Here is a 13499-nt window from a genome sequence, read left to right on the forward strand (position 1 = left end):
TTAACAAAAAGTTAACCGGTGGATTTACTTTTAATTTAATTGCACAATAGCTTTCGGAGTGGTTGTACCAAACAAATCAGGGCAATAAATCACTACTTTTTGCTCCATTGTTTGCCTGTTCCATGGTCGTAGGATATACCCCGTCTCCAAATGTCCGGAATCTCACCGAAAAGCGCAAAATATAAACGCGACCAACCTTGTTCTTACTCACGATTCTATTTTAACACGAAAGCCCTTGATAAATCCCAGCGCGCTGGCCTTTGGCCACGCTACGGGAACGCTGTCCACCCAATAAATTAGGTGGCTAACTCTCGCTTGTTATTTTTCTGTTTTTATGCATTGTCTTGATGCAGAGCGCGAGTTTGGGAAACCCCCTGAGGTCGGCGCTACATCCCTTAATTCAGCAACCTATACCGCCCTAACCGATTTCTCCTGCTTGCCAGCAATGGTGCTGTAGTCTGTTAGAGATGGTGTTTGGGGGTATGGTCACTCTATAGTTATGTGACTACTCCTACATCATAATCTTTGATTTGATGTAGGCTTCTCAAACTCACGAATGAGACTTACTGTTCCTCGATATCCTGTATCGATTTACCACAGCCATTGAGCGGCAGTCCAACCGCCATCAATTTATCATACCAAAACCAAGAGACTCAGCCAGGTAATTCCCCTCCCGCGCATGAAGCGCGGGTATAAAGGGAGACCCCTTACCTGTTTAGTTGGAAACTCAGATTCCACTAGCATCCTTATACAGATAATGGAGTAAGAATTTAACAACTCCCCCAAGTTGAAACATAGGGGATTATGAGCGGATATTGCTAAAGCGGTTAAAAACCGGCTACTTGCAACGTTCACAGTAAGATTTGACTCACACTGTTGTGGCGGTTTAAACACACTACTACCGAACTTGGCTCAAAAAGAGCTATACCGTTCCCCTTAGTCTTCTTAGCTGTCAGGTTTGTCACCGACTTGGCTATTTATAGGATACAGCAGGAGAAACCCTACTGCTTATAAACGTCGGCGTGGCTAAAGCCTCCTGGTTCAAGAAGCAAGCATTTTGGTAGGTGTCTACAGGTTCCACATACCCATCATTGTGACATACTAATCCCTGTACGTGCTTGGCACTAAGCATGAATTTTGTAAAAAAAACTGCCAACCTGCCAACCTGCCATCGATCGCAGTCAGAGTCACTCAAAAATAGGCTTTTGCTGTGATCAAAAGCGATTAGGCACTCAATAGACTGATAAATCGGATTTTAAATCGTAAGGGAGAAAAGCCAGTGTTTGAGATCGTACGCACTCAAGACCAATACGAAACTTACATTCTCACTGACCACAATGCCCAATCTCGATTAGAAGTGGTTCCTGAACGAGGTGGCATTGTCATTCGGTGGAATATCCAAGGTCAGGAGATTTTTTATCTTGATGCGGAACGCTTTAAAGATCCCAATCTGAGTGTACGGGGTGGCATTCCCATCCTCTTCCCCATCTGTGGGAACTTAGTTAATGATACTTATACATACCTTGGCAAAGACTATACTCTCAAACAACACGGCTTTGCCCGTAATTTGCCTTGGCAGGTGACTAATAGTGCAACGAATGAGATGGCAGTGTTGACTATCACCCTCAAGAGTAATGACCAAACTCGCTCTGTCTATCCCTTTGACTTCGAAGTTACCTTTACCTATCGATTAAAAGGCAACACCCTAGACATTGATCAGCGCTATACGAATCATTCCGCTGAACCGATGCCCTTTGCCACAGGTTTCCATCCCTACTTCTTGGCACCTGACAAAACTAAACTGGAGTTTGATATTCCTGCATCGGAGTATCAGGAGAAGCAAACTCAAGCAGTACATCCTTTCACTGGCAGTTTTGATTTTAGCTGTGATGAAATTGATGTATCGTTTGGGCAACTGAGTAATAATACGGCCAGTGTTACTGATGCTGAAAGGGGATTAGCGATCGCATTGACCTACACTGACGCTTACTCGACCTTGGTATTTTGGACAGTTCAAGGCAAGGACTTTTATTGCCTTGAACCTTGGAGTGCTCCCCGTAACGCTCTTAACACTGGAGAAAATTTAACTCACTTAGCTCCCGGAGAGAGTAGTGAGACATCGGTGAGGCTAACGGCGAAATTTTTCTAAATTTCCCTAGACATTTCCTTATCAATGTGATATTCTTAGTAAAGGTATGTTTGATAAAAGCTTACCGGGTCGCTAACTCAATGGTAGAGTACTCGGCTTTTAACCGATTAGTTCCGGGTTCGAGTCCCGGGCGACCCATTTTGACCTAACTTTTAGATAGCCGTATATCTCTATCGATACAAATTCTAGGTACTAGGTACAAGATAAACAGTTGACCACCTCTGTGGTTTAAGAGGGATACTTCCTGGGCTTGTCAGAACCCGCACTCGCCAACGAAGCTTAAATTATTGTTCCAATCAGAAAGGTTAGGAGCTATTATCAAAAATAATAGCAAAACTACCTATACTTTACTGTTTATCCAGATTTTACCCAGGGGTGGTTGGGGATTATTTTCTATATTTGGGGATTTTTGTCAAGTTTTATAGATTCAGCTTTCTCTAGATGATCTAATTAAGAAATTTGAATAAAAGCTGCAAAATATCTTAAGATTATCTAAAGAATTAACCTGTCTTGATGCAGTCGCTCATGGGGGTTTCCCCCAAGACCTCGCTGCATCGCTGTCTAGAAGCAACTAGATTTACATGTCTGGACTGGCGATTCTGTTCACGAGTCACTAGGGAGTGTCAGACGTGAGGCTTCTCGCCGGAATAGCTAACAAACAAAGTTAGGAGGAATATAATATGGCACTTGTACCCATGCGGCTACTGTTGGATCACGCAGCTGAGAACGGCTACGGGATTCCAGCATACAACGTTAACAACATGGAACAAATCCTGTCTATCATGCAGGCTGCTGAAGAAGCGGATAGTCCGGTAATCTTACAAGCTTCTCGTGGTGCCCGCAAATATGCAGGTGAGAACTTCCTCCGCCATCTGGTCACAGCAGCGGTGGAATCCTACCCTCATATTCCCATTGCCATGCACCAAGACCATGGCAATAGCCCAGCCACCTGCTATTCGGCAATTCGTAATGGCTTCACCAGTGTGATGATGGATGGCTCCTTGGAAGCTGATGCTAAGACTCCAGCCAGCTTCGATTACAACGTCAGTGTTACTGCCGAAGTAGTAAAAGTTGCCCATGCTATCGGTGTTAGTGTTGAAGGGGAACTGGGTTGCCTAGGTTCACTGGAAACCGGTAAAGGTGACAAAGAAGATGGTCACGGATTTGAAGGAACTCTGACTCGCGACCAACTATTGACCGACCCCGACGAAGCAGTTGAATTTGTTGAGCGCACCCAAGTTGATGCTCTAGCTGTAGCTATTGGTACTAGCCACGGTGCTTACAAGTTCACCCGCAAGCCGACTGGAGAAATTCTTGCCATTAGTCGCATTGAAGAAATTCATAACCGTCTGCCTAACACTCACTTGGTGATGCACGGTTCCTCATCTGTGCCTCAAGAGTGGCTTGACATGATCAACCAGTACGGTGGTTCTATTCCTGAAACCTATGGTGTACCCCTTGAAGAAATTCAAAAGGGTATTAAGAGCGGTGTCCGTAAGGTTAACATCGACACCGACAACCGCTTGGCTATTACTGCTGCTATCCGGGAAGCTGCTGCCAAAGATCCTTCTAACTTTGACCCCCGTCACTTCCTCAAGCCTTCTATCAAGTATATGAAGCAGGTTTGCTTGAAGCGTTACGAAGCCTTTGGTACTGCTGGTAATGCTAGCAAGATCAAGCAAGCGACTATCGATGTTTTTGCAACTAAGTATGCCAACGGTGAGTTAAGTGCTGTGGCGAAAAAAGCTGTAACTGCCTAGTTTTTCACGCTTCACAGGAAAACCTTTGCTGTTTTGGTGAACCAAGAACAAGCAGAATTATTTGGGTAGCTGTTCAAGTTACCCAATTTTTTGTTATTAGTGATTAGTTATTTTAAAATTGCCTATTTTCAGACACTTACAGCTGTCTTTGATACTCTTCGAGAATATCGATTAGATCCATCTGACACTGCATGGGTAGCAAATCTGCTAGGGGAACTTGCCGTTTACCACCACCTAGCTTCACCTGAATGCTTTGCAGGATTGGCATCATCTGGTCTTCTGTGATTGTATTAGTGTTACCGATTAATAGGGGATAAAATTGTTCAGCCAAAGTGGTATGTAGATGGGCATCCCTGAGGTAAAGATGCCACTTGGCTACATCAATATATACCTTGTCGCCAATTTCAGCAGCGAGAGTTTCGATTGCTTCTGTAGAAGTTGGATTAGCCATGGTAATTAGCTGTTTCTAATTAATTGCATGTTGGGATATCTAAGGAAGGTTTAAAGTTGAAGGTTTAAAGTTAAAGGTTTAAAGTTTAAATTTTCCCTCAAAACAGTTGGCTCATCACCTTGAATTAAAAGAGCCGAGTTTATTTGCTGGCTTTCAGTTAACCGTCAACAGTTAACCGTCAACCGTTAACCGTCAACAGTCAACCGAAAATCAATTACTACAATTATCTTGGGTGATTTCATCCTTGAGGGGATTCGGTTGGAGGTTCTTGAGTAGGCAGGGGGGTATAGTTTGCGATCGCAAATATATAAACCCCATGCCCTACTAAAATCAATCCCCACAGACCAGTAAACCAGTATGCCCAAGTCCATTGAGCATACTGTATAGTTTTGAAGAACCACACTCCGGAATTACAAGCAGCAAAAATTGCCACATGTACAGCAAAGTTCATGCGGTCATCTAGACGACGGTAGGCTGGATCACGTCGATCAGGTTTACGAGGCCAACGAGGAGGCATAGATATTTGTCAGTTTTTAGTTGTGTAACGGCTTGGTCTGATACCAACCCTAGTCAGTTAATTTAATTTTAGAACCTAATGTTGGATTGAAGATGATCCGAACCAAACAGTTTGTTCCTTTAAAGATTGCAGTGATGACGGTGTCCGATTCCCGTACCGAAGCCACGGATAAGTCCGGTAAGCTGCTGGTTGAGAGTTTAACCCAGGCGGGGCATCACTTAGCGGAAAAGGTTCTTGTTCCAGACAACATCTACAAAATCCGTGAGGTGGTTTCCCGATGGATTGCTGACGAATCCGTACAGGTAGTCTTGACTACAGGAGGAACTGGTGTTACTGGTCGAGATGGTACACCAGAAGCGATTCAACCCCTCCTGGATAAGGAAATCCAGGGCTTTGGTGAAATTTTCCGCATGATTTCCTACCAAGAGATTAAGACTTCTACTATCCAATCTCGTGCCCTGGCTGGTGTGGCTAACGGAACATACATCTTTTGTCTGCCTGGGTCTTCTGGAGCTTGTCGAACAGGTTGGGAGCAGATTATCAAAGACCAGCTCGATTTGGGAAATTCCCCCTGTAATCTTGTGGAACTGATGCCACGTTTGCGAGAAACCTAATCTGAGCCATAGATTTCCTGTTCAAACGGTAATTGGCAACTGAGTGCCTCAGTGGATCAGTGCTAAGTGCTGACCCAACTTGACTTGAGCTGATTCCTTAACTTAGCAATCCCCTGAGATTTGGTAATCCCCGGATTTACCTCCGGTCTTACTCAACAGGCGAATCGATTGAATCTCGATAGACTTTTCCAACGCTTTGGCCATATCGTAAAGGGTCAAAGCCGCAACAGAAACTGCTGTTAGTGCTTCCATTTCGACACCAGTTTCAGCTTTAGTAGTCACAGATGCCTGAATCTGGTATCCCGGTAGTTGGGGGTTAGGTTCAATTTGAACTTCTATCTTGTGCAAGGGCAAGGGATGACACAAAGGAATCAGTTGGGACGTTTGCTTTGCTGCCATAATCCCAGCCAGCCTAGCGGTTCCTAAGACATCACCCTTGGGGGCATTACCAGCTTGGATAGTGTTGAAGGTTGTGGTTTTCATCCGTACCTGAGCAGCGGCTACTGCCTGACGCTTCGTAAGCTCTTTGCCAGAAACATCGACCATCTGAGCTTGACCTTGACTATCGAGATGGGATAGCGAGCGATTGATTTCCACAAGAGTATTGCAAAATTTTTGATCTATGTGTTATGATAAGTAACTGTTGACCCACAGAAAAGTGGCAGCAGTTAAGGGCTTGTAGCTCAGTGGACTAGAGCACGTGGCTACGGACCACGGTGTCGGGGGTTCGAATCCCTCCTAGCCCGTTTAATAAGCTAAGACATTATAGTATCTACAGCATATAAATCCCGTTCACGACCGATGGCAAATCTGAGGGAACGGGATAAATTTTTGTTGGACTGGGTCATAAAGATAATCAGTGCCAAAAATGCTATACCAGCACCACAGGAAAAAATCCCTCGATATCCTAAGAGGTCAGCGAAATAACCAAAGATCGGCCCAGCTAGACCAATCCCTAAATCAAACCCACTAATGCAGACAGCGAATACCTGACCCCGTTGATCAGCAGAGGAGCGGTCAGCCATCAAAGCAGTCATCATCGGTATGAATAGTCCAGTGCCAGCTCCTTCTAATAAACCAGCTAGTAAAAATCCAACTCCGGTTTCAGCCTGGGAAATCATCAACATTGAGATGATATAGCAAACCACACTAGCGGTGATAAATACTCCTCGTCCATACCGATCAGATGCCTGACCAGTTAATGCACGAATCACAAAACTAGCGATCGCAGTAGCTGTGAAAAACAATCCTGGATTGAGATTAATACCAGTCTCTCGAATAAACAGAGAGACAAAGCTAACTTTTGTTCCAAATACTATACCGAACAACAGCATGACCAAAGCTGGAATTCCAAGAGGAGGGCTGCTTAACAGCTCCCATAGTTTGACCAATAGCTGCCAACTCGAGTTTAACCAAGATTCTGATTTTCTCGGCTTTTGTTTAGCATGCCTGATTGGTTCACGAATCTGACTCCCTAACAGCACACCCAGCCCACCTAGAGCTGCAGACACTAAGAATAAAACAGTGTAGCTAACCTCTTGTTGTAGAAAACCCCCCAGCGCAGGTCCGAGACCTAAACCAATCGGTGTTGCCAAACTCATGTAACCAATTAACTCACCTCGCTTGTCAACAGGGGACAAATCGGTGACTAGAGCCAGATAACCGATGGTAAAGGCTGCAATACTGATGCCATGAAACATTCGAACCAGCATCAACAGGCTAATCGACTGGGTAAATAGATAGCCCAAAGGCGCTAGAGCGACAGCGATAGTACCAATAATTACTACCAACTTGCGACTGCGCAGGTCTGCCATACGCCCCAGTGGGTTTCTAAACAGCAACAGACCAATGGCAAAGCAACCCATTACTAACCCTACCTGTTGCTTGGTACCACCCACGTCTTCAATATATTGTGGCAGCGTTGGCGACAAAGACGTTAAGCTTGACCAAAACAACAGACCAACAGTAAATAAAATCAGCAAACTTTGGCGTTGCTGCCCTTCCAGGGTCTGAAAAACTTTCACGCGCTCTATAATCCTGAGAAAACTGGCACTTGAGATAGTTAGATAAAATCCGGTTGACTAATCATCATAGTCCTTATCGGGTAATGACTATTTGCGCTTTGGCTTACAGGTAATTGACAATTACCTGTAAGCCAAAGCGCGAACAGCCAAAAATCCGGGGACTATTTGGGAAGTAATTAACTGGACTTTATACTACTTCTCTAGTTTACTCTTCTTAACATTTTGCCCAGAGGCTTAGATAGGGTGATCGGGTGATGCGGTGATCGGGGTTGGGGGAAGAATCTCATGACCTATTATTGTTCACAAATTAATTAGGATTGCGATGCTCTGAAAGAGCCGCTACGCGAACGCAGCAACAACTCAGGTCAAGCTTGGCTACCGGTAGCCCATAATGGAGCGCTTAATATGATCACAAAAGTATTCCCGAAAGCGTTTGTAGAAGGGATAGGGGTCTTGCTGTTAGCACCTTTACAGGTTTTACTGTATCAAGGATAATTTTGAGCAAGCCTTTGGCTTACGCGAAGGGTCACCATTTTCACTATTTTATTTTACGGTTCACGAGCCTCTAATAATCGATTTTCTAGCCCAGTCTTTAGTATTCTCCAGGTAAGTCACCAACATTTTCCATTCCCTAGCTTCTTTTGTCAAATCCTTAACATTGCTCAGGTAGACTAGAGTAATGCGGCGCTCTTCGTTATCAGAACAAACCTCTAGAATGGTTTTGTATAGCTTTTCCCAATGCTCTAACCAGTTATCTTCAATGGGATCAAAAATTGCCTCGAACAAATTACGCCATAACAACTCAATAGTTTTAATAGTTTTGAGATTTTCCTCGGTAGGCTTATCCCAGCCTACATGGCGCTGACGTAATACTTTAATAGGTGGGGGATTTTCACTCATAGACAGCAAGTTGACTATTCAGTCTTTGGAGCTACATTCCTAGAATTCCCTAAATGCTGTCTTAACATCACAGTTTCACAAAAAATCAAAAATTCCTCCTAGTTTAGCAAAGAATAGGAGGAATAGCCGATAATCTTAGCTGCCTAACTTCTAGATATGAGGCTAATGGTAAGCTATCAGCTATCAGCTATCAACCAAATACCAAGACCAAAGGCTGACGGCTGATAGCTGACGGCTGATAGCTGACGGCTAATGCTAAAAGACGGCTAGTTGAGAGCTTCCGTCCTTGAGGCGGAGCTAACTAACGTTGCCCCCGCTTAGTCTAAAACCTAGAGCCTATTACCTAGAACCATTAACCTAATTTAACGGTCTACTGACCCCATAATAATGTCAATACTACCGAGAATCGCCATAATATCGGCAACTTTGACTCCTCTGAGGATATGGGGCAGAATCTGTAAGTTATTGAAATCGGCTGGACGAATCTTCCAACGCCAAGGAAAGACATTATTATCACCAATAATGAAAATTCCTAGTTCTCCTTTCCCAGACTCAAGACGGACATAGTGTTCGCCCTTGGGAATCTTGAAGGTAGGGGCAATTTTCTTGCCCATGAACTGATAATCGAAGTCGTTCCACTGGGATTTGCGACCCTCTGCCATCCGCTTGGCTTCTAGGTTTTCGTAAGGACCACCGGGAAGTGCTTTTAAGGCTTGACGGATAATCTTAACGGACTCCCGCATTTCCCTAATCCGCACCACATACCGGGCAAAACAATCACCCCCGGTTTCCCAGTGTACTTCCCAATCGAAGTCGTCGTAGCATTCGTAGTGGTCAACTTTGCGCAAATCCCACTTGACTCCAGAACCTCGTAGCATCGGGCCAGAAAGTCCCCAGTTAATGGCTTCTTCCCGACTAATGGTACCGACACCTTCAACTCGGCGGCGGAAGATAGGGTTGTTGGTGATTAACCGTTCGTACTCATCAACTTTAGGGTCAAAGTAGTCACAGAAGTCTTCGCACTTATCTATCCATCCATAGGGTAGGTCAACAGCAACTCCACCAATACGGAAGTAGTTGTTGTTAATTAACCGTTGTCCACTGGCAGCTTCCCATAGGTCATAAATCATCTCCCGTTCCCGGAAGATGTAGAAGAATGGGGTTTGGGCACCCACATCTGCTAGGAATGGTCCAAGCCACAGCAGGTGATTGGCAATCCGATTCAACTCCAGCATGATCACGCGGATGTAGCTGGCACGTTTGGGTACCGGAATATCTGCTAATTTCTCTGGGGCATTGACTGTAATTGCCTCGTTGAACATCCCTGCTGCATAGTCCCATCGGCTCACGTAAGGGACATACATAATGTTAGTGCGATTCTCGGCAATTTTCTCCATGCCTCGGTGCAGGTAGCCAATTACCGGCTCACAATCTATCACATCCTCCCCATCTAGGGTGACAATTAAGCGGAGAACGCCATGCATGGAGGGATGGTGGGGACCCATGTTGATCACCATGGGTTCGGTTCTGGTCTCGATCTTTGCCATATTTTGATTAATTGCCCCAACTGTTAGCTGCTAGCTGTTAGCCGCTAGCTATTAGCTTACCAAAACAGAGGCAGATAGGTAGTGTATGTTGTTAACTCTAACAATGCAAGAACAATTTGATATTTTTAATTCAAACTGTTAATTTCTGTTTAAGCTCCTTCTTTCCAATGCTTAGGTTAACGGGAATTGCTACGTAGAAGTTCGGTTCTACGATCCTTAAACTATCAGCAATCACATTACCATCTTTATCAAAGGAGTTGATAGTTTGAATTACTGCACTAGCTGTGCATCGGGGGTGGATTGTGGTGCCAAGGTGGTTATTACCAAGTATAAGTGAAATTTTATCCCAACAGGAATTAATTGAAAGCGATGACAAGGTTACTGTTTCAGTAGAGCAAGCAACTGTGATTGACACTTGCTCAGTAGGTGCTAGCTGTCGCAGAACAAGAGAAGCGGCTAGCCCTAAGCATAGGGCAGCAGCAGCTAAAGCTCAACGGGAATGGCAAAGTGCGATCGCTACCTTGGAACAGTTGCTGTTGCCAGGGGTTTCAGGCAACCGATCAACAAGCCATAATCCCGAACACTCGTCGAAGCAAGGACTAATTATAGCTGGTCCTGCTCCAGTCTTAAGTGATCGAGAGCTACTGGCAAGTTTCGAGACTGGGATTTTTACGAACGACGCCTTGAATCCTTGGGCTTTTATGCCCTTCCAGCTACCTCCGGCTCAACCTGATACTACTCCTTTTGTACAAAATACGACCTACAGGTTACCCCTGTTTCCAGGAGACCCCTTAGCTAACGAGCAGTTTTGTTTAGTTTTTACTAAAGACTTTAGCTTAGTCATGGTCTCTGGGAAAGACCACTTTGGCGTTCCAGGCTTTCAATTCTCCTTTGACCCAGAGGATATCCAACATGTTTGGGCATCACTGCGCCATAGACTATTACTGAGCAGTTCTCATCATCTCAAGCAGTTGGAAGCTTTAATGGAAAAATTTGTGCCAAAGCCCCCCGATTACCGCATTGTAATGAACTTTGGTCGTGGGCTTCTGGAGAATTTACCAGAACTGCCTTCAGTAGAACTGAGCCAGACTATACCGGTTACAATATCCGAGTCAACAATGGTTCAGCCAAGACAACCTCAGCATCAGAGGGATAGGGTCAAAACTGGTAGTCACTCACAAAATGGGTCTTCTAGTACACCCTTTGCCAAGAAACAGAAAGTACAGGAGCCTAACTGGCAACGATTGGTGAAAAATGAAGCGCGAGGCTTTCCTAGAATCTCTGCTGTTCACCCAAAAGAAAATTCTGAAGCTACACCTGACGTTGAGCTGCTCCGAGCTCTGACCCATGAAATCCGGACACCCCTAACTACAATTCACACCCTGACTAAACTACTGCTTAGACGTCGTGACTTGCCTCCAGAAGTCATGCGGCGTATAGAAATTATTGACCATGAGTGTAGCGAACAAATCAACCGCATGGAGTTGATTTTCCGGGCAGTAGAATTAGAAACAACGGCAGCCAAGCAAACCCCTGTTAGCCTGACCTGTATATCTCTGGCTCGGGTTTTTCACAACAGCATCCCCCGCTGGCAAAAACAAGCACAGCGACGTAATTTAACCCTAGATGTAGTCTTACCGCAACAGTTGCCAACAGTGGTCAGTCATCCCGCCTTGCTAGATCAGGTGCTAACTGGCTTGATGGAAAATTTCACCCGGTCTATTCCAACAGGGGGTCACATCCAGTTACAGGTTACACCTGCTGGAAACCAGCTGAAGTTACAATTCCAGTCTCAGATTAATCACGAAACAATTGCTGACGACCATTGCCCGACATTGAAGTCCCTTGGTCAGCTGCTGACTTTCCAGCCAGAAACGGGTAGTATCAGTTTGAATTTGAATGTGACCAAAAATCTATTCCAGGCGTTGGGGGGCAAACTAATTGTTAAGCAACGACCCCAACAGGGTGAGGTGATGACAGTATTTTTACCGTTAGCTGACCTGGCTAAGACACCATTGCCTGGGATTGGTTAACCATTACCTCGACGATTTTTTAAGTTTCAGAGGCAATTGGTAGCAGCACTTTAAATTGGGAGCCTTGCCCGAATCGACTAACTACTGCAATTGAACCACCGCCCCGTTGTAATAACTGTTGCACAATGGTTAAACCTATCCCTGCACCAAGGTCTTCCCTAGGTGTTGACCTACCCCGATAAAAACTGTCAAAAATCTTAGGTATGTCACTTTCAGCAATGCCAATACCTGTATCACTAAATATCAGCTGAACATACTTGCCCTTACGAGTTCCCTGTACTCTAACTTTACCGCCAGCGGGAGTAAACTTTAAACTATTGTGCAACAGATTAATCACGATATGCCTCAAGCCCACCTCTGAAAACAAGACTGAGGGGAGATTGGCGGGAATTGTGTAGCCGAGCTGGATGCCTTTTTCTTGGGCAAGGGGTTGATAGGTGCTGACAATACCAGGAACAATGTCTGCTAGCTTCAACGGCAAGGTTTGATCCGTTTGGGGGTCACCCTCTAGCTGAACCAGTTCTAGTAATCCAGCCACTAAGGAATTTAAGCGATCGCATTCTTTATAAAGAAGCCCAATATAGCGTTGGCGTTGGGCGAGCTTCATTTGTGAGGCATCGAGCAGCTTCAGGGCAGTTTTCATGTTCGTTATGGGTGTCCGTAATTCCTGAGCCACTCGCTGAAGTATCTCATCACTCATATAAGGCTCGACCTTTGATAAGGAATTCTTCCCTACCACAACCGACTCAGGAACTGCTGGCGGTGATGGGGGAGATGGGTTAGTCTCCCCGATTGGCTGTGTTGCCAGGGTATTCTGAACAATTTCTTCTGTACGTTGTACTTGTTTAAGCAACAACTGGGTTAGTAGTGTACTATTAAGTGTTTCTGGGGGAGCTAAAAGGGTTTCCCAATGGCTGAGTTGGTCTGCTGTATTGCTCCCAATAACTGTACTTAACCCCTGTAAAAACTGCCGAATTACTGATTGCTCAAGGGTAAAAACAGCTAACAATGGTTGACTGAGTTCACTATCAGTTAGATTGTCAGATTCCGATAGATCAGGCTGGCAAGCCACAATTAAACTACTATAGTTCTCACCGAGAATCAGTAAGAAATACTCCTGTTGTAGTTGAGTTTCAGTCTCCAACGGTAGGGAAAACAGTTGAGAATCTCTGTTGAGGTTAACTCCGTTTTTCCAGTCATCTCCTAAACAGTGGCACAGATAAATTGTTTTGGGTAAATCAACCTGTTGTTGATACCGTTTTATTTCTCTGTGCCAGCCCTCACCCTGTGGCTTGACCAAAATTGTGGCTGAAATGTTTTGCTGAATTAGCAGGTCAAAGGTTGCTCTGACTAGCGATTTCAGGGTGACAGGAGTGATTGTTAGAGACTCGGGAGAGGCAAGAGTCTCTAAAACCAGCTGGTAGAGAGACAATTCTGGATTAGGTGGCAGGTTCATTTAGGGTTAAAGGTGGTTTGGTTAAAGGTGGTTTGGTTAAAGCTTAAA

At 44.8% G+C, this 13499-nt stretch carries 13 protein-coding genes and 2 tRNA genes; 6 read left to right on the plus strand and 9 right to left on the minus strand.

Annotated features, from left to right (window positions below; all coding sequences use genetic code 11):
* Positions 1 to 76 precede the first annotated feature (76 nt).
* Both F6K64_RS09785 and F6K64_RS09790 read right to left on the minus strand, forming a co-directional pair.
* Complete coding sequence (locus tag F6K64_RS09785) at positions 77 to 211, minus strand: hypothetical protein (protein WP_267872009.1); 135 nt, start codon at positions 209 to 211, stop codon at positions 77 to 79.
* Positions 212 to 973: 762 nt separating this feature from the next.
* On the minus strand, positions 974 to 1195 hold the full coding sequence (locus tag F6K64_RS09790) for a hypothetical protein (RefSeq protein WP_131826850.1): 222 nt from the start codon (positions 1193 to 1195) through the stop codon (positions 974 to 976).
* A gap of 84 nt (positions 1196 to 1279) precedes the next feature.
* Between F6K64_RS09790 and F6K64_RS09795 the strand changes: the two genes are divergently transcribed.
* The 3 genes from F6K64_RS09795 to fba all read left to right on the plus strand — a co-directional run bounded on the left by F6K64_RS09795 (position 1280) and on the right by fba (position 3909).
* Positions 1280 to 2149, plus strand: coding sequence for an aldose epimerase family protein (locus tag F6K64_RS09795; RefSeq protein ID WP_287255962.1), 870 nt, complete (start codon positions 1280 to 1282; stop codon positions 2147 to 2149).
* 66 nt (positions 2150 to 2215) lie between these two features.
* Positions 2216 to 2287 (plus strand) — tRNA-Lys (locus F6K64_RS09800).
* A 542-nt stretch (positions 2288 to 2829) separates the two neighbouring features.
* Entirely contained in the window at positions 2830 to 3909 is a 1080-nt protein-coding gene (fba, locus tag F6K64_RS09805) for a class II fructose-bisphosphate aldolase (protein WP_008182039.1), read from the plus strand.
* A gap of 136 nt (positions 3910 to 4045) precedes the next feature.
* Here fba and F6K64_RS09810 read toward each other — a convergent pair whose 3' ends face one another.
* Together F6K64_RS09810 and F6K64_RS09815 are read right to left on the minus strand one after the other, a co-directional pair.
* Positions 4046 to 4360, minus strand: a complete 315-nt coding sequence (locus F6K64_RS09810; protein ID WP_008182040.1) for a DUF3181 family protein — start codon at positions 4358 to 4360, stop codon at positions 4046 to 4048.
* A gap of 238 nt (positions 4361 to 4598) precedes the next feature.
* Positions 4599 to 4877 (minus strand): 2TM domain-containing protein, encoded by a 279-nt coding sequence (locus F6K64_RS09815; protein ID WP_008182041.1) that lies wholly within the window; start codon positions 4875 to 4877, stop codon positions 4599 to 4601.
* A 92-nt stretch (positions 4878 to 4969) separates the two neighbouring features.
* Here F6K64_RS09815 and moaB point away from each other — a divergent pair, with 92 nt between their 5' ends.
* Positions 4970 to 5491, plus strand: coding sequence for a molybdenum cofactor biosynthesis protein B (gene moaB, locus F6K64_RS09820; RefSeq protein ID WP_008182042.1), 522 nt, complete (start codon positions 4970 to 4972; stop codon positions 5489 to 5491).
* Between the two features lie 102 nt (positions 5492 to 5593).
* Here the strand turns inward: moaB and moaC are convergent, their stop codons facing one another.
* Positions 5594 to 6088: a cyclic pyranopterin monophosphate synthase MoaC gene (moaC, locus tag F6K64_RS09825; protein WP_008182043.1), complete on the minus strand. Its 495-nt coding sequence runs from the start codon at positions 6086 to 6088 to the stop codon at positions 5594 to 5596.
* Between the two features lie 75 nt (positions 6089 to 6163).
* Here moaC and F6K64_RS09830 point away from each other — a divergent pair.
* Positions 6164 to 6237, plus strand: a tRNA-Arg gene (locus F6K64_RS09830).
* Positions 6238 to 6246: 9 nt separating this feature from the next.
* On the opposite strand, the gene F6K64_RS09835 is transcribed toward F6K64_RS09830, so the two are convergent.
* The 3 genes from F6K64_RS09835 to F6K64_RS09845 form a co-directional block, all read right to left on the minus strand.
* Entirely contained in the window at positions 6247 to 7515 is a 1269-nt protein-coding gene (locus F6K64_RS09835; protein ID WP_008182044.1) for an MFS transporter, read from the minus strand.
* A 555-nt stretch (positions 7516 to 8070) separates the two neighbouring features.
* The gene (locus F6K64_RS09840) at positions 8071 to 8415 is read right to left on the minus strand and encodes a hypothetical protein (protein WP_008182045.1); all 345 of its coding nucleotides are present in this window, start codon (positions 8413 to 8415) and stop codon (positions 8071 to 8073) included.
* A 362-nt stretch (positions 8416 to 8777) separates the two neighbouring features.
* Entirely contained in the window at positions 8778 to 9962 is a 1185-nt protein-coding gene (locus F6K64_RS09845; RefSeq protein ID WP_008182046.1) for an NAD(P)H-quinone oxidoreductase subunit H, read from the minus strand.
* 302 nt (positions 9963 to 10264) lie between these two features.
* On the opposite strand from F6K64_RS09845, the gene F6K64_RS09850 reads away from it, so the two are divergent.
* Positions 10265 to 11995 (plus strand): sensor histidine kinase, encoded by a 1731-nt coding sequence (locus tag F6K64_RS09850; protein WP_044492597.1) that lies wholly within the window; start codon positions 10265 to 10267, stop codon positions 11993 to 11995.
* 19 nt (positions 11996 to 12014) lie between these two features.
* Here F6K64_RS09850 and F6K64_RS09855 read toward each other — a convergent pair whose 3' ends face one another.
* On the minus strand, positions 12015 to 13451 hold the full coding sequence (locus F6K64_RS09855; RefSeq protein WP_008182048.1) for a DICT sensory domain-containing protein: 1437 nt from the start codon (positions 13449 to 13451) through the stop codon (positions 12015 to 12017).
* Positions 13452 to 13499: the final 48 nt, after the last annotated feature.

The organism is Moorena sp. SIO3A2 (genome assembly GCF_010672265.1).
Taxonomy (GTDB): Bacteria; Cyanobacteriota; Cyanobacteriia; order Cyanobacteriales; family Coleofasciculaceae; genus Moorena; species Moorena producens.

Excerpts from the sequence above, each read along its gene's own strand:
- F6K64_RS09810 (WP_008182040.1), bottom strand. The coding sequence starts at position 4,360 with ATGGCTAATCCAACTTCTACAGAAGCAATCGAAACTCTCGCTGCTGAA.
- F6K64_RS09840 (WP_008182045.1), bottom strand. The coding sequence starts at position 8,415 with ATGAGTGAAAATCCCCCACCTATTAAAGTATTACGTCAGCGCCATGTA.
- fba (WP_008182039.1), top strand. The coding sequence starts at position 2,830 with ATGGCACTTGTACCCATGCGGCTACTGTTGGATCACGCAGCTGAGAAC.
- F6K64_RS09855 (WP_008182048.1), bottom strand. The coding sequence starts at position 13,451 with ATGAACCTGCCACCTAATCCAGAATTGTCTCTCTACCAGCTGGTTTTA.
- F6K64_RS09845 (WP_008182046.1), bottom strand. The coding sequence starts at position 9,962 with ATGGCAAAGATCGAGACCAGAACCGAACCCATGGTGATCAACATGGGT.
- moaB (WP_008182042.1), top strand. The coding sequence starts at position 4,970 with ATGATCCGAACCAAACAGTTTGTTCCTTTAAAGATTGCAGTGATGACG.
- F6K64_RS09815 (WP_008182041.1), bottom strand. The coding sequence starts at position 4,877 with ATGCCTCCTCGTTGGCCTCGTAAACCTGATCGACGTGATCCAGCCTAC.